The sequence below is a fragment of the Streptomyces sp. NPDC059008 genome (assembly GCF_042749045.1).
GTDB lineage: Bacteria > Actinomycetota > Actinomycetes > Streptomycetales > Streptomycetaceae > Streptomyces.
In genome coordinates this window covers 21,142-47,654 of sequence record NZ_JBHYJC010000020.1, presented here as the reverse complement: position 1 = coordinate 47,654, position 26,513 = coordinate 21,142, and the positions used below count along the sequence as shown (strand labels likewise).

Sequence of the window (26,513 nt, the reverse complement as noted above, 5' to 3'; positions counted from 1 at the left end):
CGCCGCATCCCTGTGGCTCGCTGGCAGTTCTCTGCTGCCCGCTGGAAGTAAGGTTGAGCATTGATCCCCTTGTCTTTTGCGCAGCGTCGGTTGTGGTTCGTTCACCAGCTGGAGGGGTTGTCGGCGACGTACAACATTCCGCTGGTGCTGCGTTTGACCGGTGGGCTCGATGCCGGGGCGCTGGGTGCGGCCCTCGCCGATGTCGTGGGTCGTCATGAGAGTCTGCGGACGGTGTTCCCGGCCGTCGACGGGGTGCCCGAGCAGCGCGTCCTCGACGCGGCCGGGCTGGACTTCGGGTGGGAGGTCGTCGACGCGTCGGGTTGGCCGGCGGGTGACGTGGACGACGCCGTCGCCGAGGTGGCGTGGTACGAGTTCGACCTGGCCGCCGAGGTCCCCTTCCGCGCACGGCTCTTCAGGCGGTCGGCCGAGGAGCACCTTTTGGTGCTCGTGATGCATCACATCGCGTCGGACGGCCTGTCGCTGGCGCCGCTCCTGCGGGACGTCGAACTGGCCTACCGCGCGCATGCCGTCGGCGAGGCTCCCGGTTGGGCGCCGCTTCCGGTGCGCTACACCGACTACACGCTGCGGCAGCGCGAGATGCTCGGGGACGAGACCGACCCGGACAGCGTGCTGAGCCGTCAACTGCGGTTCTGGGAGGGGACGCTCGCCGGCTTCGAGGGGCGGCTGGAGCTTCCGACGGATCGGCCGTATCCGGCGGCGGCCGACTACCGGGGCAACCGGATCGCCGTGGAGTGGCCCGCGTCGCTGCAGGAACAGGTGCGGCAGGTGGCGCGCGCACATCGGGCATCCGGTTTCATGGTCGTCTCGGCGGCGCTGGCGCTTCTGCTGTCCAGGCTGAGCGGCAACCCCGATGTGGCCTTCGGCGTGCCGACCACGGGCCGGCGCGATGCCGATGTCGCGGAGCTGGTGGGGTTCTTCGCCAACACCCTCGTGCTCCGCGCGGACGTTTCCGGCGATCTGACCTGCGCCGAGCTGCTGCGGCAGGTCCGCGAGCGGATCCTGGACGCCTCGGCGCATCAGGACGCGCCGTTCGACGCCCTGGTCGACCTGATCAACCCCGCCCGCTCGCAGGCGCATCACCCGCTGGTCCAGGTCATGCTCGGGTGGCAGAACAACATCTCGGCCGACCTGGACCTGCCGGGTGTCCGGGCCGACATCGTGCCCACCGCCTCCCACGCCGCGCGCATGGACCTGACCTTCAGCCTCCGCGAGCGCTACACCGCGTCCGGCGAGCCGGCGGGGATCGGTGGTGTGGTCGAGTACCGCACCGACGTGTTCGACGCGGCGACGATCGAAGAGATGGTGGCCCGGCTGCAGCGGATCGTCTCCGCGATGGTCGCCGACATGGACCAGCCGGCGCTCTCGGTCGATCTGCTCGATGACGACGAGCGCGCACGACTCGACGGGCTGGGCAATCGTGCGGTGCTGTCGGAGCCGGTGGCGGGCGCGTCGATACCCGAGCTCTTCGCGGCTCAGGTACGGCGGACTCCGGATGCCGTGGCGGTGGTGTTCGAGGACCGGTCGTGGACGTACCAGGAGCTGGACGAGGCGTCGTCGCGGCTCGCGCACCTGCTGGCCGGCCGTGGTGTGGGCGCGGGCGACACCGTCGCCCTGCTGCTGCCGCGCTCCGCCGAGACCGTGTTCGCGGTCCTGGCGGTGCTGAAGCTCGGCGCGACGTATGTGCCGATCGACGTCAAGCACCCCGACGACCGGGTGGCCTTCATCCTCGGCGACGCGGCGCCGGCCGCCGTCGTGACCACGGCACGGCTGGTGCACCGGGTCGACGGGTTCGACATCGCGGTGGTGGACGTCGACGACCCCGGCCCGGCCGCGCAGTCGGTCGCCGCCCTGCCCGTCCCCGACGCCGACCGCGTCGCCTACATCATCTACACGTCCGGTACCACCGGCGTCCCCAAGGGCGTCGCGGTCACCCAGGCGAGCGTCACGCGGCTGTTCACCTCGACGGCACCGGGATTCGTGCCGTCCCCGGACCAGGTGTGGTCGCTGTTCCACTCGTACGCGTTCGACGTGTCGGTGTGGGAGATGTGGGGTGCGCTGCTGCACGGCGGGCGCCTGGTCGTCGTCTCCGAGGACGTCGTCCAGTCCGCCACCGACTTCCACCGGCTGCTCCTCGACGAGAACGTCTCCGTCCTCAGCCAGACGCCGTCGGCCTTCTACGCCTTGCAGGCCGCCGACATGCGGCAGCCGGACGGGCACCGGCTGGACGCCCTGGAAGCCGTGGTCTTCGCGGGCGAGGCCCTCGAACCGTCCAAACTGCGGGCGTGGCTCGATCAGCGGGCGACCTGGCCCCACATGATCAATATGTATGGCACGACGGAGACGACCGTCCATGCCTCGTTCCGGAGCATCGTCGCCGCGGACCTGGACAGCCATGTGAGCCCCGTGGGCGTCCCCCTTGCCGACCTGGCCTTCTTCGTCCTGGACGCCGGTCTGCGGCAGGTGCCGGTCGGCGTGGTCGGCGAGCTGTACGTGGCGGGCCCCGGCGCCGGCCTGGGCTATGTGGGCCGCGGTGGCTTGACGGCGTCGCGGTTCGTGGCGAATCCGTTCGGTCCTGCGGGTTCGCGGATGTATCGCACGGGTGATCTGGTGCGGTGGAACTCCGGCGGTGAGTTGGAGTATGTGGGGCGTTCGGACGACCAGGTGAAGATCCGTGGTTTCCGGGTGGAGTTGGGTGAGGTCGAGGCTGCTCTGGCGGGTGTTGTCGGGGTGGAGCGGGCCGCGGTGGTGGTGCGGTCGACCGATGCCGGTAAGCAGTTGGTGGGGTATGTGGTGCCTGCCGACCCCGGGACGGGCGTGGACGGCACGGTGGTGCGTGGCGAGGTGGCCGTGCATCTGCCGGAGTACATGGTTCCTGCGGTGGTGATGGTCGTGGAGGACCTGCCGCTGACGGTGAACGGCAAGTTGGACAAGCGTGCACTGCCCGAGCCGGAGTTCACGGGTGGCGTCTATCGGGCGCCGTCGTCGCCGGTGGAGGAGATCCTTGCGGGGATTTTCGCGCGGGTGCTGGGCCTGCCGCAGGTGGGTGTGGACGATTCGTTCTTCGACCTGGGCGGGAACTCGTTGTCGGCGATGCGGGTGGTCGCGGCGGTGCGGGAGTCCTTCGATTCCGAGATCGGTGTGCGTGCGTTGTGGGACGCGTCGTCGGTGGCGGGGTTGGCTCGTGTGGTGGGTGGGTCGCTGGGTGGGGGTGCGGCGTGGGTTCCGGTGGTGCGTCCGGAGCGGTTGCCGTTGTCTTTTGCGCAGCGTCGGTTGTGGTTCATCCATCAGTTGGAGGGGTTGTCGGCGACGTACAACATTCCGCTGGTGCTGCGTTTGACCGGTGGGCTCGATGCCGGGGCGTTGGGTGCGGCGGTCGCTGATGTGGTGGGTCGGCACGAGAGTCTGCGGACGGTGTTCCCGGACGTGGACGGTGTGCCCGAGCAGCGTGTCCTCGATGTGGCCGAGGCGGACTTCGGCTGGGACGTCGTCGACGCCACCGCATGGACGGCACAGCACATCGACGACGCCGTCGGCGAGCGAGGTCGGCACGCATTCGACCTGGCCGCCGAAACCCCCTTCCGCGCAACGCTCTTCGCGGTGTCGGCCACCGAGTACCGGCTGGTGCTGGTCATGCACCACATCGCGGGCGACGGATGGTCGCTGGCGCCGCTCTTGCGCGACCTGTGGGACGCGTACGCGGCGCGCACCACGGGTGACGCGCCCAGCTGGGAGCCGCTGCCGGTCCAGTACGCCGACTACACGCTCTGGCAGCACGAACTCCTCGGCGAGGAAGCGGATTCGAGCAGTGTGCTCCGCCGGCAGATGCGGTTCTGGGAGCGGACGCTGGCCGAGCTTCCCAGCAGGCTGGAGCTTCCCACGGACCGGCCGTACCCGGCGGAGGCCGATCAGCGCGGCGGCCGGGTCGTCGTCGACCTGCCCGTGGAGTTCCAGGAGCTGGTGCAGCGGGTCGCGCAGGAGCGCGATGCCACGACGTTCATGGTGATGTCGGCGGCGTTGTCGGTGTTGTTGTCGCGGTTGAGCGGTAGTGCGGATGTGGCGTTCGGGGTGCCGACGGCGGGTCGTGGGCGGTCCGAGTTCGACGAGATGGTCGGGTTCTTCGTCAACACGCTGGTGCTGCGGACGCAGGTGTCGGGCGAGCAGAGCTTCGGTGAGCTGCTGGGGCAGGTCCGGGAGCGGAGCCTGGACGCGTTCGCGCACCAGGACGTGCCCTTCGATGCCCTGGTGGACCGGCTCAACCCGGTCCGCACCCAGGCACATCACCCGCTGATCCAGGTGCTCTTCGCCTGGCAGAACAACACGCTGCCCGACATCTCGGCGCCGGGACTCGGCATCGACATCGCGTCGGTCGACATCGAAGCCGCCCGCATGGACCTGGCGTTCAGCCTGCGTGAGCGGTTCGACGACGCCGGCCGGCCCGCGGGCATCGGCGGTGTCGTCGAGTACCGCACCGACGTCTTCGACGCCGGGACCGTGGAACGCATGGTGGCGCGCTGGCAGCAGCTGCTGACCGTCGTGGCGGCCGACGCCGATCGGCCGTTGGCGTCGCTCGACGTGCTCGACGAGGGGGAGCGGGCCCAGCTGGATGTGCTGGGCAATCGTGCGGTGCTGTCGGAGTCGGTGGCGGGTACGTCGGTTCCCGAGCTCTTCGGGGCTCAGGTACGGCGGACTCCGGATGCCGTGGCGGTGGTGTTCGAGGACCGGTCGTGGACGTACCGGGAGCTGGACGAGGAGTCCTCGCGGCTCGCGCACCTGCTGGCCGGCCGTGGTGCGGGTGCCGGGGACGTGGTCGCGCTGCTGCTGCCGCGTTCGGCGCACACCGTGATCGCCATCCTGGCGGTGCTGAAGCTGGGTGCGGCGTATCTGCCGATCGATGTGAACAACCCGGACGAGCGGGTGGCGTTCGTACTCGACGACGCCGCACCGGTGGCCGTGGTCACCACCCGGGAATTCGCGGACCGGCTCGACGGGAGCCGGGCGGCGGTCGTGGACATCGAGGACCCGGCGCTCGGCGACCAGCCGTCCCAGGCCCTGCCGTACCCCGACGTGGACCAGGCCGCCTATGTCATCTACACCTCCGGGACGACCGGCACCCCCAAGGGCGTCGCGGTCACGCACCGCGGTATCGCGGACCTGATCGTCACCCACCTCCAGCGGCTGACCGCATCCGGCGCCCCGGGCACCGGCTCCCCCCAGCCGCACGAGCACGTGTGGACCCTGTTCCACTCCTACGCCTTCGACTTCGCGGTGTGGGAGATGTGCGGCGCGCTGCTGAACGGCGGGCGCCTGGTCGTGGTCCCCGAGGAGGTCGTGTACTCGCCGTCCGACTTCCACGACCTGCTCGTCGACGAACAGGTGACGGTGCTGACCCAGACGCCGTCCGCGCTGGGACGGCTGTCTCCGGAGGGACTGGCGTCGATCGCGGTGCTGCTGGTCGGTGGCGAGGCCTGCCCGGCCGAGCTGGTCGAGCGCTGGGCACCCGGCCGCGCCATGATCAACGCCTATGGCCCGACGGAGTGCACCGTCTACGCCTCGATGAGCAGGCCGCTGGTCCCCGACGCGGCGGTGCCGATCGGCGCCGCCGGTTCGGGCACCGCACTGTTCGTGCTGGGCGGCGCACTGAGCCGGGTTCCGGTGGGGGTCGCCGGTGAGCTGTATGTCGCCGGACGCGGTGTCGCCCGCGGCTACGTACGCCGTTCCGGACTGACGGCGTCGCGGTTCGTGGCGAACCCGTTCGGCCCGGCCGGTTCGCGGATGTACCGCACCGGTGACCTGGTGCGGTGGAACCACGACGGTGAGCTGGAGTACGTCGGGCGCGCCGACGACCAGGTGAAGATCCGCGGATACCGGGTCGAACTCGGCGAGATCGAGTCGGTGCTGCGCGCCGGCCCCGGGGTGGGACAGGCCGCGGTCGTCGTCCGTGAGGACCAGCCGGGCCACAAGCGGCTGGTCGGCTATGTCGTCCCCGATGCCGACGGGGCGGGCGCGCTCGACGGTGCCCGGCTGCGCCGCCTGACGGGCGAGCGCCTGCCGGAGTACATGGTGCCCGCGGCGGTCGTGGTCGTGGACGCACTGCCCATGACGGTCAACGGCAAGCTGGACAAGCGCGCCCTGCCGGTGCCCGAATACGGCGACGCGGGCGGATACCGGGCACCGACCACTCCGGTCGAGGAGACCCTCGCCGCCATCTACGCGCGGGTGCTGGGCGTGGAGCGGGTCAGCGTCGACGACTCGTTCTTCGATCTCGGCGGCGACAGCATCTCGTCCATGCAGGTGGTGTCCCAGGCCCGGGAGGCGGGCCTGCGCTGCAAGCCCCGCGACATCCTCGTCGAGCAGACCGTGGCACGCGTGGCCCGGGTACTCGGGCTCTTTGGCCCGCAGGAGCCGCAGGGCGAGCCGGACGACGACTCCGGTCCCCTCACCGCGACGCCGATCATCCGATGGCTCGACTCCCTCCGGGCGCCGATCGACGAGTTCAACCAGACCATGCTGTTCCAGGCACCGCCGCAGACCGAGCACAGCGACGTGGTCGCGCTCGTGCAGGCGCTGCTCGACCGGCACGCGATGCTCCGGCTGAAGGTGGGCGACACCCCGCCCGGTGAGCCCTGGAACCCGACGGTCCCGCCGGCCGGATCGGTCGACGCCGCCCGCTGCGTCACCGTCGTCGACGAGTTCACCGACCAGTCCTTCACCGCCGCGCTGCGGCAGCTGGACCCGCGCGGCGGAGCCATGGTGCGCGCCGTCTGGGCCGCCCCCGCGAAGCGCCTGATGCTGGTCGTCCACCACCTCGCGGTGGACGTCGTCTCCTGGGGGATCATCCAGCGGGACCTGGCGGCCGGGTGGCGTTGCCTCGCGGACGGCCGAGAGATCACGCTGGACACCAGCGGCACCTCCTTCAGGCGCTGGGCCACGACCCTGGCGGACCACGCCACGTCCCCCGAGGTCGCAGGCCGGCTCCCGGACTGGCAGCGGATCGAATCGGCCGCCGCCCTGCTGCCGACGCCACGTCCGGAGGTCGACACCTGGTCGACCGTGGAGCAGCTGTCGATGTCGGTCGACCCCGCGCTGACGGACGTGCTGGTGACCGAGGCGACCGCGGCACTGCGGATCAACGTCCAGGAGCTGCTGCTCATCGCGCTCGGCGCGGCACTGGCGCAGCAGCACCGGCACTTCGGCGCACCCCTGCGGATCGACGTGGAAGGCCACGGCCGCCACGACGAGGTGGGCACCGGACTCGACCTGACCAACACGGTCGGCTGGTTCACCGCCAAGCACCCGGTCGCGCTGACCGCCGCCCCGCTGGACCGGGACACCGTCCTCGCCGGCGGCCCGGCCCTGGGCGAATGGGTCAAGGACGCCAAGGAACAGCTGCGTGCCGTCCCGGACGGCCTCACCTACGGTCTGCTGAAGTACCTCGGCGACAGCGCGGAGCTGCCCGGCGGGGACCCGGCGGTCGGCTTCAACTACCTCGGCCGCCGCGGCACGCCGCAGACCGCCGAGCAAAGCGGCGACTGGCGGATCCTCGGGCCGCTCGACGCCCCCGACGCCCGGCGCTTCACCTCGCAGTCGATGCTGCTGCCGCACACCGTCGACATCAACGCGGTCGTGCTCGACAACGGCGAACGGCCCGAGCTGCACGCCACCTGGAGCTGGGCCGGCGCGCGGGTCGACCGCGCGTACATCACCGGCCTCCAGGCGCGGTGGCACGACGTCCTTGCCGGGATCGCCGCGTACGTGAAGAACGGCGGCGGCGGACTGACGCCCTCCGACGTCGTACCCGCCTCGGTCACCCGGCAGCAGATATCCCGGCTCGAACAGGTCGTCGAGCCGGCCGACATCCTCCCGCTCACCCCGCTCCAGACCGGACTGCTCTTCCACCGCCGGTCCGATGGGGCCGAGCCCGCGGAGCTGTACACCGTGCAGCTGGGCATCGAGATCACCGGTGCGCTGGACGCGGAGCGCCTGCGCGAGGCCGTGCACACGGTGATCGCCCGCCACCCCAACCTCGCGGCCAGGTTCGTCGCCGACCAGCTCACCGATCCGGTGCAGATCGTTCCGAAGTACCCGGACGTGCCGTGGACCGTGGTGAGCGGCGACGCCGGCGACGACCAGGAGCTGCTCGACACGGAACTGGCCGCCTGCAGCAGGCTGGAGGACGAGGCGCCGCTGCGCGTCCTGCTGCGCGCGGCGGGGCCGGACCGGCACACGCTCGTGCTGTCCGTGCACCACATCGTGGTGGACGGCTGGTCGATCCAGATCCTGCTCCGGGAGATCTTCGCCGCCTACCGGCATGAGCCCCTGGCGCCCGCCCCGGCGTTCCGGACCTACGTCGAGTGGCTGTCCGCCCAGGACTGGAGCGCCGCACAGCGGCACTGGCAGCAGCTGCTGGCGGGGCTGGAGTCGCCGACCCTGGTGGATCCGGTCGAACGGTCCGGCGCCGCCGGGCGAGCGCTGATCCGAGCCGACCTCCCGGCGCACACCACCCGTGCCCTGGAGCGGCTGGCGCGGTCGCGGAACACCACCTTGAACATCGTGCTGCAGGCCGCCTGGGCGCGACTGCTGGGTGCGCTGACCGGCGGCCAGGACATCGTCTTCGGCACCACCGTCTCCGGCCGTCCGGCGGATCTGCCCGGCAGCGAAGCGGCCGTGGGCATGTTCATCAACACGATTCCGGTACGCGCCCGGATGACCGCCGGGACGACGACGGCCGAACTGATCGGCACGCTGCGGGACGCCTACCACGACGGACTGGACCACCAGTTCATGGCACTGGCCGACGTCCAGCGCGCAGCGGGTCACCAGCGGCTCTTCGACGCGATCTTCGTGTACGAGAACTATCCGCTGGAGGCGTCCGGCGGACAGCTCGACACCGCGGAGCTGGGCATCCGGATCGCGTCCAGCCGCGAGTTCACGCACTACCCGATCGCCCTGCAGGCCTGGCCGGGCCGGCAGCTGCGGCTCCGCCTCGAATACCGCACCGACGTCTTCGACGAAGCGGCGGCGGAGCGGATCGTGGCGCGGCTGGAGACCCTGGTGACCGCCATGGCGGCCGACGCCGATCGGCCGTTGGCGTCGCTCGACGTGCTCGACGAGGGGGAGCGGGCCCAGCTGGATGTGCTGGGCAACCGTGCGGTGCTGTCGGAGTCGGTGGCGGGCACGTCGATACCCGAGCTCTTCGGGGCTCAGGTACGGCGGACTCCGGATGCCGTGGCGGTGGTGTTCGAGGACCGGTCGTGGACGTACCGGGAGCTGGACGAGGCGTCGTCGCGGCTCGCGCACCTGCTGGCACGTCGCGGTGTGGGCGCCGGGGACGTCGTGGCGCTGCTGCTGCCGCGTTCGGAGCACACGCTGACCGCGATCCTGGCGGTGCTGAAGCTGGGTGCGGCGTATCTGCCGATCGATGTGAACAACCCGGACGAGCGGGTGGCGTTCGTACTCGACGACGCCGCACCGGTGGCCGTCGTGACGACGGAGGCGTTGTCGGACCGGCTGCACGGGCATGGCGTCGCGGTGGTGGACGTCGAGGACCCGGCGCTCGGCGACCAGCCGTCCCAGGCCCTGCCGTTCCCCGGTGCCGACGGGATCGCCTACCTCATCTACACCTCCGGGACGACCGGCACCCCCAAGGGCGTCGCGGTCACCCACGCCAACGTGACGCAGCTGTTCGCCGCGTCGCCACGGAAGTCCGAGCTCGCGCCCGGACAGGTGTGGTCGCTGTTCCACTCCTATGTGTTCGACGTGTCGGTGTGGGAGATGTGGGGCGCGCTGCTGCACGGCGGGCGCCTGGTCGTCGCCTCCGAGGACGCCGTCCGCTCCGCCACCGACTTCCACGCCCTGCTCGTGAAGGAGCAGGTCACGGTCCTGACCCAGACCCCGTCCGCCCTGGGCCGGCTGTCGCCCGAGGGACTCGACGGAGTGCGGACCGTCTTCGTGGGCGGCGAGGCGTGCTCGGCCGAGCTGGTCGACCGCTGGGCGCCCGGCCGAGACGTGATCAACTCCTACGGCCCGACCGAAGGCACCGTCTACGCCGCGATGAGCGCACCCATGCAGCCCGGCAGGGGAGCCCCCATCGGCTCGCCCGTACCGGGAGACGCGCTGTTCGTCCTGGACGCCGGTCTGCGCCGGGTGCCGGTCGGCGTGGTCGGCGAGCTGTACATCGCCGGACGCGGTGTCGCACGCGGATACGTACGTCGTCCTGGTCTGACGGCGTCGCGGTTCGTGGCGAATCCGTTCGGTCCCGCGGGTTCGCGGATGTATCGCACGGGTGATCTGGTGCGGTGGAACTCCGGCGGTGAGTTGGAGTATGTGGGGCGTTCGGACGACCAGGTGAAGATCCGTGGTTTCCGGGTGGAGTTGGGTGAGGTCGAGGCTGCTCTGGCGGGTGTTGTCGGGGTGGAGCGGGCCGCTGTGGTGGTGCGGTCGACCGATGCCGGTAAGCAGTTGGTGGGGTATGTGGTGCCCGCCGACCCCGGGACGGGCGTGGACGGCACGGTGGTGCGTGGCGAGGTGGCCGTGCATCTGCCGGAGTACATGGTTCCGGCGGTGGTGATGGTCGTGGAGGACCTGCCGCTGACGGTGAACGGCAAGTTGGACAAGCGGGCGTTGCCGGAGCCGGAGTTCACGGGTGGCGTCTATCGGGCGCCGTCGTCGCCGGTGGAGGAGATCCTTGCGGGGATTTTCGCGCGGGTGCTGGGTCTGCCGCAGGTGGGTGTGGACGATTCGTTCTTCGACCTGGGCGGCAATTCGTTGTCGGCGATGCGGGTGGTCGCGGCGGTGCGGGAGTCCTTCGATTCCGAGATCGGTGTGCGTGCGTTGTGGGACGCGTCGTCGGTGGCGGGGTTGGCTCGTGTGGTGGGTGGGTCGCTGGGTGGGGGTGCGGCGTGGGTTCCGGTGGTGCGTCCGGAGCGGTTGCCGTTGTCTTTTGCGCAGCGTCGGTTGTGGTTCATTCATCAGTTGGAGGGGTTGTCGGCGACGTACAACATTCCGCTGGTGCTGCGTTTGACCGGTGGGCTCGATGCCGGGGCGTTGGGTGCGGCGGTCGCTGATGTGGTGGGTCGGCACGAGAGTCTGCGGACGGTGTTCCCGGACGTGGACGGTGTGCCCGAGCAGCGTGTCCTCGATGTGGCCGAGGCGGACTTCGGCTGGGACGTCGTCGACGCCACCGCATGGACGGCACACCGGCTGGACGAGGCCGTCGGCGCCGTGGCACGCCACGAGTTCGATCTGGCGGCCGAGATCCCCTTCCGCGCGCGGCTGTTCGCGGTATCCGCCACCGAACACCGGCTGGCCTTGGTGGTGCACCACATCGCGGGCGACGGCTCGTCGCTCGCTCCGCTGGTACGCGATCTCCTCACCGCCTACCAGGCGCGTGGCGCCCATGCGGCACCCCAGTGGTCGCCGCTGCCGGTCCAGTACGCCGACTACACGCTCTGGCAGCACGAACTCCTCGGCGACGAGGCGGACCCCGAGGGCCGACTCGGCCGGCAGACCCGCTTCTGGGAGCGGGAACTCGCCGGATTCGAGGGGCTGTTGGAACTTCCGACGGACCGGCCGTATCCGGCGGTGGCCGACCACCGGGGCGGTCAGGTCCTCGTCGAGTGGCCCGCGGAGCTGCAGGAGCTGGTGCAGCGGGTCGCACGGGAGCACGACGCGACGACGTTCATGGTGATGTCGGCGGCGTTGTCGGTGCTGTTGTCGCGGCTGAGTGGCAGTGCGGATGTGGCGTTCGGGGTGCCGACGGCGGGTCGTGGGCGGTCCGAGTTCGACGAGATGGTCGGGTTCTTCGTCAACACGCTGGTGCTGCGCACGCAGGTGTCGGGCGAGCAGAGCTTCGGTGAGCTGCTGGGGCAGGTCCGGGAGCGGAGCCTGGACGCGTTCGCGCACCAGGACGTGCCCTTCGACGCCCTGGTGGACCGGCTCAACCCGGTCCGCACCCAGGCCCATCACCCGCTGATCCAGGTGCTCTTCGCCTGGCAGAACATCCCCCTGCCCGACCTGTCCCTGCCCGGCCTGGACATCACCCCGGACCAGGCGGACACCCTGACCGCACGCATGGACCTGACGTTCAGCCTGCGTGAGCGGTTCGACGACGCCGGCCGGCCCGCGGGCATCGGCGGTGTCGTCGAATACCGCACCGACGTCTTCGACGCCGGGACCGTGGAACGCGTCGTGGCACGGTGGCAGCGGCTGCTCACGGTGATGGTCGCCGACGCGGACCGCCCGGTGATGTCGGTCGACCTCCTGGACGAGGAGGAGCGGGCGCAGCTGGACGCGCTCGGCCAACGACCCGTGCTGTTCGAGCAGGCCGACGACCCGTCGATCCCGCAGCTGTTCGCCGGCCAGGTGGAGCGGCGACCGGACGACGTGGCCCTGGTGTTCGAGGGCCGGTCACGGACGTACCGGGAGCTGGACGAGGAGTCCTCGCGGCTCGCGCACCTGCTGGCCGGCCGTGGTGTGGCTGCCGGGGACGTCGTGGCGCTGCTGCTGCCCCGTTCGGCGCACACCGTGATAGCGATCCTGGCGCTGCTGAAGCTGGGCGCGACGTACCTGCCGATCGACGTCAACCACCCCGACGAGCGCGTGGTGTTCATCCTCGGCGACGCCGCGCCCCGCGCGGTGCTGACCACCGCCGAGCAGGCGCATCGCGTCGACGGATCCGGTGTCGCCGTGGTGGACGTCGAAGATCCCGCAACCGCCGCGCAGCCGACCGCCGCGCTGCCGCTGCCGGACGCACACCGCGTCGCGTACATCACGTACACCTCCGGAACGACCGGCGTTCCCAAGGGCGTCGCGATCACGCAGGCGAACGTGACGCAGATGTACGCCCCGTCGGAGCGGGCGTTCGTGCCGACCCCGGACCAGGTGTGGTCGCTGTTCCACTCCTACGCGTTCGACGTGTCGGTGTGGGAGATGTGGGGTGCGCTGCTGCACGGCGGGCGCCTGGTCGTCGTCCCCGAGGACGCCGTCCACTCGGCCGCCGACTTCCATCAGCTGCTCATCGACGAGAAGGTCACCACGGTCAACCAGACCCCGTCGGCGCTCGAAATGCTGTCGCCCGAGGGACTGGACGGCGTGCGGACCGTCTTCGTGGGCGGCGAGGCGAGTTCGCCCGAGCTGGTCGAGCGCTGGGCGCCCGGCCGCGCCATGATCAACGGCTACGGCGAGACCGAGACGTTCTATGCGTCCATGAGCGGCCCCATGCAGCCAGGAAAGGGCGCGCCGATCGGTTCGCCGGTTCCGGGAGACGCGCTGTTCGTGCTGGACGCCGGTCTGCGCCGGGTGCCGGTCGGTGTGGTCGGCGAGCTGTACGTGGCGGGGCGCAGCGTCGGCCTGGGCTATGTGGGCCGCGGGGGCCTGACGGCGTCGCGGTTCGTGGCGAACCCGTTCGGCCCGGCCGGTTCGCGGATGTACCGCACCGGTGACCTGGTGCGGTGGAACGCCTGGGGCGAGCTGGAGTACGTGGGGCGCTCGGACGACCAGGTGAAGATCCGTGGCTTCCGCGTGGAGCTGGGCGAGGTCGAGGCCGCCCTGGCCGGTGTGGCCGGTGTGGACCGGGCCGCCGTGATCGTGCGGCCGACCGACGCGGGCAAGCAGCTGGTGGGTTACGTGGTGCCCGCCGACGCGACGGCCGGCCTGGACGGCTCGGCGGTGCGCGGCGAGGTGGCCGTGCAGCTTCCGGAGTACATGGTTCCGGCCGTGGTGATGGTCGTCGAGGACTTTCCGCTCACCGTCAACGGCAAGCTGGACAAGCGGGCGCTGCCCGAGCCGGAGTTCACCGGTGGGGTGTACCGGGCCCCGTCGTCACCGGTGGAGGAGATCCTCGCGGGCATCTTCGCGCGGGTGCTCGACCTGCCGAAGGTGGGCGTCGACGACTCCTTCTTCGACCTCGGCGGCAACTCGCTGTCGGCGATGCGGGTGGTCGCCGCCGTACGGGAGTCCTTCGACTCCGAGATCGGCGTGCGCGCGCTGATGGAAGCACCCACGGTCAGGGGACTCGCCCGCCAGCTCTACAGCTGGTCGCAGTCGGACGAGCTGCCCCAGGTCACCAGGCTCCGGCAGGGACCCGGCGATCCGCTGTTCTGCATCCACCCCGGTGGCGGCGTCAGCTGGGCCTACCAGGCCCTCGGCAGCATCCTGAAGCGCCCGATCATCGGCATCCAGCAGACCGTCGACACGGGCGAACGGCCCCGCACCGTACGGGAGATGGCAGCGCGCTACGCCGACCTCGTGCAGTCGATCCAGCCCGAAGGCCCCTACGACCTGCTCGGATGGTCCTTCGGCGGGGTCGTCGCCCAGCAGATGGCGGTCGAGCTGCAGCGCCGGGGCGCGCAGGTGCGACGACTGGTGCTGCTGGACGCGGCCATGGTGGAGCCCGGCGTGACACGGGCCGCGGAAGAGGAGTTCGACGAGGTCGACGTGGTGCGGTACTTCGTCTCCAAGAACGTCGAGCTGCCCGCGCCGCCCGAACTGACCTCCTCCGAGCAGATCGTGGAGTGGGTCGAAAGCCAGTCCTCCCTCGGCGCCGCCATCCCGCCGGCCTGGATCATCAGCCACGTCGTACACAACCTCCGATACAACTCGGAACTCTGGCACGGCCATACACCGGAAGTGTTCGACGGCACCGCCGTGGTGTTCACGGCAATGGGGGCGGAAGTCGATTCGGGCTACTCGCGCGACTGGACACCTTTCGTCACCGGTCCGGTCAAGGAATACGCAGTCGACTGCGAACACAACGACATATTGAGCCCCGATGTGTTGGACGCCTATGGCGACCTTCTGAAAGCAGGATTGGCAGGTGTCGATGATGAGTAAACCCGGTGAATTTCCCTACGAGGCCGGAATCCATCCCAAGGGGTATACGTCCCGGCCGTGGACGATCAGGCAGCTCGCGGGCCTGGGCGACGGCCTCGACACCAACAAGCGATTCCACTACCTCCTCGAACGCGGTGAGACCGGGCTCTCCCTGGCCTTCGACCTGCCGACCCAGCTGGGGCTGGACCCGGACGATCCGGCCGCGGTCGGAGAGGTCGGCCGGGCGGGTGTCTCGGTCGCCACCGTCGACGATCTGGCGGCGGTGTTCGACGGAATTCCGCTGGATCAGGTGTCGGTCTCGTTCACCATCAACGCGACCGCGCCGATGATCCTCGCCCTGTGGATCGTGGTCGCCGAGGAATCCGGCGTCGATCCCGCACTGCTGCGCGGCACGCTGCAGAACGAGATGCTGAAGGAGCACGCGGCCCGCAAGGCGTTCGTCTTCGACCTGGACGACAGTTTCCGCTTCTCGCTGGACGTCATCGAGTACTGCGTACGCCATCTGCCCAAGGTCAATCCCGTCTCGATCTCGGGCGGCCATGCCCGCGAAGCCGGCGCGAACCGTTCGCTGGAGGTGGCGCTCGGCATCGCCGACGCCGAGCAGTACCTCCACGGCATGCTCGACCGCGGTTTCACCGTCGACGAGGTCGCGCCACGACTGAGCTTCATCTTCGGCACCCACATGGAACTGCTCGCCGAGGCGGCGAAGTTCCGGGTGCTGCGGAGGATGTACGCGACGCGGATGGTGGACCGCTTCGGCGCCACCAACGACAAGTCGACCCGCATGCGCATCCAGGTCAACACCTTCGGATCGGCCCTGGCCGCGAGCGAACCGCTCAACAACATCGCACGCACCACCATTCAGGCGATGGCGGCGGTCCTCGGCGGGGTCCAGTCCCTGCACGTCTGCGGTTTCGACGAGGCGGCGCAGACCCCCGGCCAGCTCTCCGCGCGGGTCGCGCTGCGCGTGCAGCAGATCCTTCTGAAGGAAACCGACGTGGCGCGGTACGTCGACCCGCTCGGCGGATCGGACACGATCTCCCGAATCGCCGACGAAATCGAGCAGGAAGCACAGGGCTGGCTCGACGACATCGCCGCCCGCGGCGGACTGCTGAGCTGTCTGCGCAGTGGGTGGCTGGAGTCGCATATCGACGACATGGCCTACGCCGGCGGTGGCCCCACGGTCGGCGTCGCCGATGCCGAGGTGTCCGAGGAAGAGGAGTGGCTCACCGAACGGCAACTTCGCTCCGGCGTCGTCCCGGGGCGTCGACGCCCCTTCGAGCGGGGGACGTGCGAGGCGGAACTGCGCGCCCTGACCGGCGACGTCGCGGCGGGCCGCAACGTCATGGAATCGATGATCGCGGCCGCGCGGGCACGGGCCAGCATCGGCCAGATGCAACGTGCGGTCGCGGACGGACTGGCGGCCGCCGCGAACGACGGGCAGGCCCGCTGAACGGCAGTGCGCAGCGACGTCCCCGTGCAGTGCGGCGACGTACCGACGGCAATTTTCGAAAAGACAACGAAGAGACAGCGAAGAGGCAGCGAGTAGATATGAACCAGCAGATGACCTCCACCATTTCCGCGTTCTGGGAGCGCGCACTGGGTGTGGACGGCCTCACGCCCGAGGACAACTTCTTCGACCTCGGCGGCGACTCCCTGGTGGCGGCGAAGATCCTCGCCCTGATCGAGCGGGAGTACGGCATCGAGGCGGAACTGCGCCTGATATTCAACAACCCCACCATCGAGGAGTTCGTGGACGCCCTCAACGAGGAGCTGACCGCGGTGCCACAGCGGGGGGCCGGTGCATGACCGCACAGGAATTCCTTTCGCTGTGGGGCGGCCCGACGAAGCCGGAGTGCTTCCTCGCGGACTTCGCGCGGCACGTCGAGGACGACCCCGAGCGCACGGCGGTCGTCGACACCGAACGCCAGTACACCTACGGTGAGCTGGCGGCCTGGGCGCAGTGCGTGTCGGCCGACCTGGAGACGGCCGGCGTGGCCACCGCAGACCGGGTCGCGGTGTCCCTGCCGCGCGGCGCGGGCGCGGTCGCCGCGCTGCTCGGGGTGATGCTCCGCGGCGCCACGTACGTGCCGCTGGATCCCGAATACCCCGTCGAGCGCCTCCAGTTCATGATCGACGACTGCGCGCCGCGTGCCGTCATCGCCACCGAGCACACCGGCGTACGGTACGACGGCCCGATGCTGCGGATCGGTGCGGCGCCCGCCACGACCGCGGCGCCGGACCTCCGCGCGGTCCCCTGCGACCCCGAGCTGCCGGTCTACGTCATCTACACCTCCGGTTCGACCGGATGGCCCAAGGGCGTGGCACTGACCCACCGCTGTGTCGACGCGATGGTCGACTGGCAGGCGTCGCACTCGCCGCGACCGGACCTGCGCACCGCCCAGTTCGCCCCGCTGAACTTCGACGTCTCGTTCCAGGAGATCCTCGGCACGCTCTGCGGCGGCGGCACGCTGGTGATCATGCCGGAGGAGCTGCGCCGCGAGCCGGCTCGCCTGCTGCGCTGGCTGGCCGACCACCGGGTCGAGCGGCTGTTCGTCCCGTTCGTCGCCCTGCAGATGCTGGCCGTCACAGCGCGGGCGGAACTGCTCGACAAGCTGCACCTGGTCGAGGTGAACACCGCCGGTGAGCAGATGGTCTGCTCGGAGGACATCCGGTCGATGTTCGCCGCCATGCCCGCCTGCCGACTGGTCAACCACTACGGGCAGAGCGAATCCGCCATGGTGACGTCGCACGTACTGGACGCCGACCCGGCGACCTGGCCCCATCTGCCCCCGATCGGCGTCCCCCTGCCCGGATGCGAGCTGCTCGTCGCTCCGGAGGATCCGGACACCCCCCGTATCGGCGAACTCCTCGTCGCCGGACACCCGTTGTCCGAGGGGTACCTGGGGCGACCGGAACTGACCGCCCAGCGCTACATCGACATCGCTCCCTCCCCGGCCGGGCACACCCGGGCGTTCCGCACCGGTGACCTGGTCGAACTCACCGCGGACGGTGTGCGCTTCCTGTCGCGCATGGACGACCAGATCAAGATCCGCGGAATCCGGGTGGACCTCCTGGAGGTCGATGCGCAACTGCTCTCGGCCCCCGAGATCGCCGCCGCCGCGACGGCCATGGTGCCGAGCAGGTCCGGTCACACCAGCCTCCGCGCCGCGGTCGTCCTCCGCGACGGCGGCAACGCGTCCGTCGAGGCCGACGTCCTCGACCGCCTGCGCACGGTGCTGCCGGAGGTGTCGGTACCGCTCTCGGTGACCGAACTGCCCGAACTCCCCAGAACGCCCAGCGGCAAGATCGATCGAGAGGCCGTCGTCCAGGCCATCTCCGATGATCTGAGGCCACGTCGACGCGGCCCGGTCGGTCGCGCATGACGGCCATCCTGCACGACCGGCCCGCGGACGCCGGCCAGTACGCGCTGTGGGCGGAAGCGGAGATCGATCCGTCGATCAGCGGCGGCGGATACTTCGTCGCGACCTTCCACGGCGCCGTCGACGAAGACGACCTCAAGGCGGCGGCACGGGCGGTGCTGCACCGGCACGAGCCGCTGCGGTCGGTGCTCCGGCTGGTCGACGGGCAGCTGCGCCAGTGCGTGCTGTCGGCGCGGGACGCCTGCTCCTTCCCACGCGCCGAACTCACCTGCGAGCAAGGCACCGAGAAGGCAGCCGTCCGTGCCTGGACGGCCCAGCACCTCCAGCGCCGCCACTGGGACCTGTCCACCGAGGCGCCGATCCGGTTCCACCTCCTGACGCACGGCGACGACCGCTGCTCGGTCGTGTTCGCGGCCCACCACGCCGGCTTCGACGGGCGCAGCAAGTTCCTCGTGGCGCGGGACTTCTCGGCATACCTCGGGGACCTCCGGGCGGGCCGCCCGGTGCAGCCGTCGCCACTGGCCGCGCCCACGACCCCGGTCGCCCCCGGCGACGTGGCCGAGGAGGCGAGGGCCTTCTGGCGCCGGACCGTCGAGACGGCCACGCCGATGGCCCTGCCCGAGGGCGGCCGGCTGGGAGACCGGACGATCACGTCCTCGCCCACCATCGAACTGGACCCCTCCGCGGTCGCCACCCTGCGGGAGACGGCCCGGACGCTGAAGGTGAGCACCTTCACCATGCTCCTGGCGGCGTCGATCCGTCAGCTGGCGGTGTACGGCAACAACACCGCCCTCCTGGCGCTGGCCTCCGACGTGAGTGACGAACACACCGGCCATGTCGCGGGCCTCCAGATCAACGTGGTCCCCGTGGCCGTCGAGACCACCCGGCAGGCGTCGATCGAGCAGTCGGTGGCCGCGGCCCGCCAAGCGCTCTCCCACCTGGCGCGCTTCCGCCGGGTGCCGTTCGTCGACCTGGTCGCCGGTGTGCCCGGCAGACCGCTGGCCCGGCTCGGCACCGAACTCGGTCTCTCCTTCCCCCGGCCGCCGGCCGGATTGGACCTGGAGATCCCCGGCCTGCGCACCGACTGGGACTTCTTCACCCCGAACACGTCGGCGACGCTGGCCAGGACACTGCAGATCCGGGCGAACTGGCCGGACTGCCGGGTGCGTCTGGACTACCGCCAGGACCTCATGGGAGCGCAGGAAGCGGAGCAGCTCCTGACCGACTTCCGCACGGCCGTCTCGGACCTCGCGGCGAACCGTACGACGTCCTCGGTCACCACGGCGGTCGCGGACCGGCCGGACACCGCCACCGACGGGACCCCCTACACCCGCGGCGGTGTCCGCGCCGGAACGCTGCGGGACGAGGACCCCCCGAACCCGCCGCGCCTGGTCCCCGCGCAGGGCGTGGCGTTCACGGCGCACGGCCCGTCGGGGCAGCCGCTGCCGCGGTCGATCGCGGGTGCGCTCCGGGTCCGTCTTCCCGACGGCCGCGAGGAGCCCACCGGCGACTGCGGATACGTCGCCGCGGACGGCGGCGTGCGGCTGCTCGGGCCGGAGCACGGCCGATGGATCTGCACCCGCAGCCTGATCGACACCTCGGCCGTCACGCGCATCGCCCGGACCCACCCATGGGTCCGGGAAGCGGAGGTGCGGCTCGAGAAGGCCCGGACCCAGACCGCGGTGCTGGTCGTGACCGGACGTGGCCCGAACGCCCCGACCGTGCGCGAGTTCCGCGCGTATCTGCGGAAGTGGCTGCACGGAAGTGATCTGCCGGGACGCATTCAGATCCGCGATTCCGAGATGGACAGCAAGGAAGGATGACCATGGACGAGCTTTCGGCAGCGGTGGTAGCGGGAGCCTCTCCCGACGTACTCGAACGCATTCCGGTTCCGAGTGAGTACGCCGCGGCTTACCTGCGGGTCGAAGACGTCGGCATGTTCGCCGGCGTCGACGACAAGGACGTCCGGAAATCGCTCCACATCGGGGACGTCCCCATGCCGGAGCTCGCTCCGGATGAGGTCCTGGTCGCCGTCATGGCCGCGGCGATGAACTACAACACGATCTGGTCGGCCACCTTCGAGCCGATGCCCACCTTCAACTTCCTGCGCCACTACGGAAAGCAGGGCGGTTGGGCCGCACGGCACGACCAGCCGTACCACGTCCTCGGCTCGGACGCCGCCGGAGTGATCGTACGCGTCGGCAACGGCGTCCGGAACTGGAAGATCGGCGACCATGTGGCCATCGCGACGGCCCACGTCGACGACCAGGAGGCACACACGCACGACGACGGCATGATGGGCGCCGAACAGCGAGCGTGGGGATTCGAGACCAATTTCGGTGGACTCGCCCACTACGCGATCGTCCGGGCCAGCCAACTGCTGCCCAAGGCCGCTCACCTCAGCTGGGAGGAGGCGGCCAGCAATCCGCTGTGCGCCGGTACGGCCTACCGGATGCTCATCAGCGAGCGCGGCGCCAACATGCGCCAGGGCGATGTGGTGCTGGTGTGGGGCGCGGCCGGCGGCCTGGGCGGCTACGCAGTGCAGTTCGTCCGCAACGGCGGTGGCATCCCGATCGGCATCGTCGGCTCGGACAAGAAGGCCGAGCTCGCCCGCAAGCTCGGCTGCGAGCTGGTGATCGACCGGCGCGAGATCGGTGAGATCTCCGCCGACCCGGACGCCACCGTGGCGACCGGAAAGCGGCTGGGGAAGATCATCAGACGCGAGATCGGCGAGGACCCGAACATCGTCTTCGAGCACGTCGGACGCGACACCTTCGGCATCTCGGTATACGTGGCCAGGCGCGGTGGTGTCATCGTGACCTGCGGGTCGAGCACCGGGTACCAGCACACCTTCGACAACCGCTACCTGTGGATGCGACTGAAGAAGGTCATCGGCAGCCACGGAGCGAATCTCTACGAGCAGTGGCAGGCCAATCGCCTCATCCAGCGCGGGCGCGTGCTGCCGATGCTGTCCGAGGTCTACCCGTTCCACGAGACCGCCGAAGCCGCACGCATGATTCAGCGCAACGGACACCTCGGCAAGGTCGGCGTGCTCTGTCTGGCGCCGTCGAGGGGCCTCGGCGTGACCGACTCCGTGCTGCGCTCGCACATCGGCGAGGACCGGATCACCCCACTGATGGCGGCATGACGACGCCCGTCATCATTCAGACAAAGGAAAGGCCGGGGGACAGATGAATCGCGTCCGAGTGGTTGTCGCCAAACCGGGATTGGACGGCCACGACCGAGGGGCGAAGGTGGTCGCGCGGGCATTGCGCGACGCCGGTATGGAAGTGATCTACACCGGATTGCGCCAGACGCCCGAGCAGATAGTCCGCACCGCTCTGGAAGAGGGAGCCGACGCCATCGGCCTGTCCCTGCTCTCGGGTGCGCATATGGAGTTGGTGCCCAGGATCCTGAAGCTGCTCGTCGAGAACGACGCGGCGAACGTACCGGTGTTCTGCGGCGGAATCATCCCGCCGGAGGACGCCCGGGAACTCGTCGAGATGGGTGTGCTCAGGGTGTTCACCTCACGTGACTCGCTGCCGGAGATCATCGAATGGGCGCAGGCGAATCTGCACCTCATCGAGGTGACGGATTGACCAGTCAGCAGCTTCGGGAATCGCTGGAATCCGCCCGGCACGGCAATGTGCGGGCGCTGGCCCGTCTCATGGCCCGCGCGGAGAACTACGACATCACGGAGGCCGATCTCCAAGCGCCTTCACGCTCCGCGACGGTGATCGGCCTGACCGGTCCGCCGGGCGTCGGCAAGTCGACGTTGACGTCGTGCCTCATCGCCGAGTTCCGGCGGCGCGGAAGCCGTGTGGCGGTGCTCTGCTTCGACCCGTCGTCACCGGTGACCGGAGGCTCGCTGCTCGGCGACCGGATCCGGATGCAGGAGCACTCCGAAGATCCAGGGGTGTTCATCCGGTCGGTCTCCAGCCGAGGCCATCTCGGCGGGCTCTCGGCCACCGCCCGGCCGATGATCTCGATCCTTTCCGAGGCGGGATTCGACGTCATCCTCATCGAGACCGTCGGGGCCGGGCAGTCCGAGGTCGAGATCGCATCCGTCGCCGACCGGACCATCGTCGTCCTTTCCCCCGGAGCGGGCGACGGCATTCAGCTGGCCAAGGCCGGCGTACTGGAAATCGCCGACCTCTACGTCGTGAACAAGGCGGACCAGGACGGGGTCGGCACGATCCTGCGCGAACTCCGGGCGATGGTCGCACTCGGCACCCGACCCACACCCGTGGTGACCACCACCGCCAGCCGCCGCGAAGGGGCCGCGGACGTCATCGCGGCCCTCGAAGTCGACTGAACGGGCCGAGGACGACCGCACAAGCGGGGGAGTGCTTCTGACCGGCAACGACAACGCCGTATCGCCGTGGCGCCGCGTCGACAGCCCATGCCGGCTGCGCGAAAAGAAGCGCGGAAAGAGGCGCGGAAGAGGCGCGAAAATACGCGGAAACGCACGGAATGAAGCACTCCCCCCCAGGTCGCCCAGGTCGCCCAGGTCGCATGGGTCGCCCAGGTCGTACCTCCGTACTCCCGTGATGGGGCACGGCCGCAACCCGGCTGTCAGCGCGGCGACGCTTCTACTCCCCGGTCCCTTCCTCGGCGGCTTCGTCCAAGGCGGCCAGACGAGCCTTGTATGCGGCCTGAGGAATCTGCCCGAGAACCGCGAGACGCTCCAGCTCGGTGACCTCGGCTTCACGGGAGATCTCACGGCTCTGCCGGACTTGCGCTCTGCTGTACTTGACCGCTTCGGCGCGCTGCCTGGAACGGCTTCGCTCCAACTGCTCCGCGATCATCCGCGCAGTCTCTTCGAAGTAGCTGTCGTGCCTACCTGACCACATTCATCTCCCTCGTTCCCGGTCTGCACTACGTCGGGCTGACGTGAGTTCAGCAGAGGTGATGCCCCTCAGGTGATGCACTTCAACGGATTGGTCCTAGTCCGCTGTGCCGTTCTCTCCGCCGTACAAGGGCTCGTAACGGGTCGTGAGTGTGAGCCGCCGATTGATCAGGTCCTCGATGTCAGCATGATGCTGTGGGTCAGATGGTCCGAAGGCGGCTGCGCCGCGAGTCGCAACGGCGGCCCCACGAATGCGGCTTGACGGTTTTCGTCACCCACTTTGCAAAGAGTGCTACTTTGGAAAGTATTCGATCAAGCTGGACTGCAGCCGGCCGGTGGGCCCGTCCCCGGTCGGCTCACGCATGTGTGGAAGGCGTTGAAACTCCATGGCTGTTCAATCCGGTGACATCTCGCAGGATCGCCGAGTACGAGTGCAGGGCGAACCCGTCGAGTCCTACCCGCAGATGGCTCCCGAGGTCGAACGGGGTGCCGTGCGCCGCATCACCGTCGTCGGGGAGGAGATCCTGCACCGACGGTGCCGGGAGGTCACCGAGTTCGGCACGCCGGAGCTTTCGCAGCTGATCGACGACATGTTCGCCACGAACCAGGTGGCAGAGGGCGCGGGGCTCGCCGCCAACCAGATCGACGTGGACCTGCAGTTGTTCGTGTGGGACATCACCGATGAGTGGGGCGTGCGCCACGTCGGGCACATCGCCAACCCGGTCCTGGACGAGGTCGTGGCCGAGGACCGCATGCTGATCGAGGAAACCGAAGGATGCCTGTCGGTTCCCGGCCCCTACCGTGTTGTGCCCCGCCTCGACCGTGCCGTCGTACGAGGCCGCGACAAGGACGGCAACCCTCTGGTGATCGAGGGCCGGGGCTACTTCGCCCGATGCCTGCAGCACGAGACGGACCACCTTCACGGTCACCTCTATCTGGACCGGCTGGCCCAGCGGGAACGGAAGTCGGCGCTCCGCGAGATGGCCGAGTCCAAGGAGAAGATGTTCGCCCGCCGAGCCGCCGTGGCTAAGGAATTGGGCAAGTGACCCTGCTCCCCCACTACGCGGGGGCGTAAGCGGCGGAGAAATCCTCGGGCGCCTGCCTGCCCGCTCCGGCAGGCGCCCGAGTCCACCTCCCCACCTGTCTCCCCACCCGTCACCGCTCTCTCGGAGCGGAACGACATGCAATTCCCGGCCCGCCGCCCTGAGTCGGTCACCGAAAGAACGCGACGCGGGCTTACTCGACTGCCAAGAGCCCCCATCTCTCGGTGGCATCTGCCGCGTCAGCTTTGTCATCACTCTGCTCTGACAAGCCTCGCAGTGATCGTCGTTGTCGCCCTGTCGCCCTGTCGGCCGCAGCCGCGGCCGACAAACCCGCGCGCCCGGACGGCGCCTCGTATCCGTCTCCTCCTCCCCGGGCTGAGGGCGCCTTCGCGGGAACGCTGACACTGGCGGCCGCGACCACCGCAGCTCTTGCCGCCGCGTTGTGAGACATCTACTTCGCCGCTCATGCCCCCATGCAACCCGATGCCACTGACAACGCGCGAACCCTCGCCCGAAGCTGTGGATAACCTCGTCGCCCGCGAGTTATCCACAGGGGTCGCGGAGCGGCGGCCGGTCGCGGGATCTTCGAGCCATGAATCCGCACAGCGAACCGCGCAAGCGCAGCACCGACCTCAACTCCGCTGAAACGCCCCCGGCTTCATCCGCCGCGAATTCCCCCGACGCTTCCGGCCACCCGGCGAACTCCTCACCTCCCTCACCCGCCTCCCGCGCCTTCGAGCCACCGTCCCCGGCCATCCCCGCGCAGAGCACCACCTCGCCCAGTTCCCCCGGCCCCTCCCACCCCTCCCAGCCCGCAGGCCCTTCCCACTCCGCCGCCGCCGACTCGGCCCGGACCGAGCATGCCGAAGCGCAGGTCACCCTGCGCGGACCGGCCGAGCTCGCCGACGCCCTGCCGTATCTCATGGGCTTCTTCCCGGACGACTCCATCGTGATGGTGGCGCTGCACGGCGAGCGCGGACGCTTCGGCGGCCGGGTCCGGCTCGGCATCCCGACGGACACCACCCAGTGGCCCGACACCGCCGACCAGCTCGCAGACTGCCTGATCTCAGCAGGTCAGGAGCGTGCAGCCCGGCCCACGGCGATCATCGTCTACCTCTGCCAGGAGCCCGCGGCAGGCGAGAGCGGCAAGGATGTCAAGGACCGCCTCCGCCCGCTCGCCCAGCGACTGCGCACCGCCTGCGGCGCACTCGACGTCCCCGTCCTCGAAGCACTCTGCATCTCCAACGGCCGCTTCTGGTCCTACTGCTGCCCCGACTTCCGGTGCTGCCCCGCGGACGGCACGCCCATGGTCATGCCGGGCACCTCCGTGATGGCCGCGGCCGCCGCGTACGCGGGAATGCAGGTGCGCGGTTCACTCAAGGAAATGGAGGCCCGGCTGGCGCCCCGCAGGGGGCCGCGCGCCACCGACCAGGAGAAGGCGCTGGACAAGGCGGCCGGTGCGCTCGTCCCCCGCATGCTGCAGGCTGCCGGTGCGGTGGCCGTCCGCAAGGACACCCTCGACCTGGCCGCCGCCATGATCCACCGCTTCCGCCAGGACACCCCCTCGGGCAGCAACCGGGCCCGGGACGCCTGCGACGACGCGCTGATCACCGACGCCGAGGCCGCCGACCTCATCCTCGGCCTCCAGGACCGGATCACCCGCGACCGGGCGGCCGAGTGGATGGACGGCCCCGCCGCCGCGCCGGCCCTCCGGCTCTGGCGTGCCCTCGCCCGCCGCTGCGCGGGTGGCTACATGGAACACGCGGTGGCGCCGCTCACCCTCGCCGGATGGGTCTGCTGGTCCACCGAGGACGGCCCTTCGGCACGGGTCGCCCTCAGCCGCGCCCTGGCCATCGACCCCGATTACACCTTCGCGCAGTTGCTGCACCGCGCGATCAACGAAGGCCTCGATCCGGAGCCGTTGCGCCGCTGCCTGCGCGAGCAGCACCGGGAGGCGCTGGCCGCCGCCGACGGTGCCGCGCCCACCGCCGAGTCGACGCCTCCCACCGAGTCGACGCCTCCCACCGAGTCGGCGCCCGCCGCCGAAGACACGTCGCAGCACGCGCGGCGATCGGGCCCGGCCCGCTCCGGGCCCGCCGGCCGTCCCCGGGGACCACGCGGCGGCACCGGCCCCGGTGCCCGTACGACCGACGGGCGCGGCAGGCGCAGGGCGCGCCGGGACGACGACCGGAGCAGGCGATGATCGCACCGCCGCCATGCGACCGGCGTGACCTGGGCACCGGCCGGACCGTTCACCTATTTGGAGCAGGCCGTACGGATCCCCGACCCCACCAGGGAGCGCAGAGCGTGCCAGGCATCGTCCCCACCACCCAGCCGGTCCACCGACCATCCGGAGAGCGGCGTCCGGCGCCGCCCCGCACCCCGCAA

At 70.2% G+C, this 26,513-nt stretch carries 11 protein-coding genes; 10 read left to right on the top strand and 1 reads right to left on the bottom strand.

Annotated elements, in window-relative coordinates:
- Positions 1–69 precede the first annotated feature (69 nt).
- From ACFWZH_RS23190 to meaB, 8 genes are all read left to right on the top strand, one after another.
- On the top strand, positions 70–14,850 hold the full coding sequence (locus ACFWZH_RS23190) for an amino acid adenylation domain-containing protein (protein WP_384434296.1): 14,781 nt from the start codon (positions 70–72) through the stop codon (positions 14,848–14,850).
- Positions 14,843–16,303, top strand: coding sequence for a methylmalonyl-CoA mutase family protein (locus ACFWZH_RS23185; RefSeq protein ID WP_384434293.1), 1,461 nt, complete (start codon positions 14,843–14,845; stop codon positions 16,301–16,303). Before ACFWZH_RS23190 ends, ACFWZH_RS23185 begins: the two co-directional genes overlap by 8 nt.
- A gap of 110 nt (positions 16,304–16,413) precedes the next feature.
- On the top strand, positions 16,414–16,659 hold the full coding sequence (locus ACFWZH_RS23180; protein ID WP_384434291.1) for an acyl carrier protein: 246 nt from the start codon (positions 16,414–16,416) through the stop codon (positions 16,657–16,659).
- The gene (locus tag ACFWZH_RS23175) at positions 16,656–18,236 is read left to right on the top strand and encodes an amino acid adenylation domain-containing protein (protein ID WP_384434288.1); all 1,581 of its coding nucleotides are present in this window, start codon (positions 16,656–16,658) and stop codon (positions 18,234–18,236) included. The genes ACFWZH_RS23180 and ACFWZH_RS23175 overlap by 4 nt, the downstream gene beginning before the upstream one ends.
- The gene (locus ACFWZH_RS23170) at positions 18,233–20,056 is read left to right on the top strand and encodes a condensation domain-containing protein (RefSeq protein ID WP_384434285.1); all 1,824 of its coding nucleotides are present in this window, start codon (positions 18,233–18,235) and stop codon (positions 20,054–20,056) included. Before ACFWZH_RS23175 ends, ACFWZH_RS23170 begins: the two co-directional genes overlap by 4 nt.
- 2 nt (positions 20,057–20,058) lie before the next feature.
- Positions 20,059–21,381, top strand: coding sequence for a crotonyl-CoA carboxylase/reductase (gene ccrA, locus ACFWZH_RS23165; protein ID WP_384434282.1), 1,323 nt, complete (start codon positions 20,059–20,061; stop codon positions 21,379–21,381).
- A gap of 43 nt (positions 21,382–21,424) precedes the next feature.
- Positions 21,425–21,832 (top strand): cobalamin B12-binding domain-containing protein, encoded by a 408-nt coding sequence (locus ACFWZH_RS23160; protein WP_384434279.1) that lies wholly within the window; start codon positions 21,425–21,427, stop codon positions 21,830–21,832.
- Complete coding sequence (gene meaB, locus ACFWZH_RS23155) at positions 21,829–22,548, top strand: methylmalonyl Co-A mutase-associated GTPase MeaB (protein ID WP_384434276.1); 720 nt, start codon at positions 21,829–21,831, stop codon at positions 22,546–22,548. The genes ACFWZH_RS23160 and meaB overlap by 4 nt, the downstream gene beginning before the upstream one ends.
- 277 nt (positions 22,549–22,825) lie before the next feature.
- Here the strand turns inward: meaB and ACFWZH_RS23150 are convergent, their stop codons facing one another.
- Positions 22,826–23,041 (bottom strand): hypothetical protein, encoded by a 216-nt coding sequence (locus ACFWZH_RS23150; RefSeq protein ID WP_384434272.1) that lies wholly within the window; start codon positions 23,039–23,041, stop codon positions 22,826–22,828.
- Between the two features lie 427 nt (positions 23,042–23,468).
- Between ACFWZH_RS23150 and def the strand changes: the two genes are divergently transcribed.
- On the top strand, positions 23,469–24,128 hold the full coding sequence (gene def, locus ACFWZH_RS23145; protein ID WP_384434269.1) for a peptide deformylase: 660 nt from the start codon (positions 23,469–23,471) through the stop codon (positions 24,126–24,128).
- A gap of 589 nt (positions 24,129–24,717) precedes the next feature.
- On the top strand, positions 24,718–26,328 hold the full coding sequence (locus ACFWZH_RS23140) for a DUF4192 family protein (RefSeq protein ID WP_384434266.1): 1,611 nt from the start codon (positions 24,718–24,720) through the stop codon (positions 26,326–26,328).
- Positions 26,329–26,513 lie beyond the last annotated feature (185 nt).

What these genes read in the sequence shown, in the direction of transcription:
- ACFWZH_RS23185 (WP_384434293.1), top strand. Translation starts at nt 14,843, where the DNA reads ATGAGTAAACCCGGTGAATTTCCCTACGAGGCCGGAATCCATCCCAAG.
- ACFWZH_RS23180 (WP_384434291.1), top strand. Translation starts at nt 16,414, where the DNA reads ATGACCTCCACCATTTCCGCGTTCTGGGAGCGCGCACTGGGTGTGGAC.
- ACFWZH_RS23175 (WP_384434288.1), top strand. Translation starts at nt 16,656, where the DNA reads ATGACCGCACAGGAATTCCTTTCGCTGTGGGGCGGCCCGACGAAGCCG.
- ACFWZH_RS23170 (WP_384434285.1), top strand. Translation starts at nt 18,233, where the DNA reads ATGACGGCCATCCTGCACGACCGGCCCGCGGACGCCGGCCAGTACGCG.
- ccrA (WP_384434282.1), top strand. Translation starts at nt 20,059, where the DNA reads ATGGACGAGCTTTCGGCAGCGGTGGTAGCGGGAGCCTCTCCCGACGTA.
- ACFWZH_RS23160 (WP_384434279.1), top strand. Translation starts at nt 21,425, where the DNA reads ATGAATCGCGTCCGAGTGGTTGTCGCCAAACCGGGATTGGACGGCCAC.
- ACFWZH_RS23150 (WP_384434272.1), bottom strand. Translation starts at nt 23,041, where the DNA reads ATGATCGCGGAGCAGTTGGAGCGAAGCCGTTCCAGGCAGCGCGCCGAA.
- def (WP_384434269.1), top strand. Translation starts at nt 23,469, where the DNA reads ATGGCTGTTCAATCCGGTGACATCTCGCAGGATCGCCGAGTACGAGTG.
- ACFWZH_RS23140 (WP_384434266.1), top strand. Translation starts at nt 24,718, where the DNA reads ATGAATCCGCACAGCGAACCGCGCAAGCGCAGCACCGACCTCAACTCC.